The following is a 302-nucleotide window of genomic DNA, read 5'->3' as shown; positions in this document are numbered from 1 at the left end:
GCATCGGCTATGCCATCTATAACGGCGGTTCGCTGCTTTCCAGCTCCGATGTAAGTAACGAACAATCGAATATCGGTCAACTGATTGCCAACACGAGGAAGCTTAAAGGCAGTAATGGATACGGTACTTCAGGTACGAGCCTGGTCACGCAGCTCCAGACCAGTAAAGGCCTGCCAAACATGAGTGTTTCCGGCACCACTCTCTACAACGCCTGGAACGGAACGGTCACAGTCACTTCGGGTGGCATGACTTTCATCCTCACCGAGAACGGCATACCAGGAGATGCGTGCATGACCCTGGCA

The 302-nt window shown here is 53.0% G+C and carries 1 protein-coding gene; it reads left to right on the top strand.

The features are described from left to right. The coding region (locus tag QN347_RS19680) for a type 4 pilus major pilin (RefSeq protein WP_323494377.1) at positions 1 to 302 on the top strand (302 nt) is incomplete at both ends.

Source organism: Sphingomonas sp. 10B4 (assembly GCF_035019905.1).
GTDB lineage: Bacteria > Pseudomonadota > Alphaproteobacteria > Sphingomonadales > Sphingomonadaceae > Sphingomonas > Sphingomonas glacialis.
Note: the sequence above shows the minus strand (reverse complement) of the source record. Positions and strands in the feature narration are given on the sequence as shown.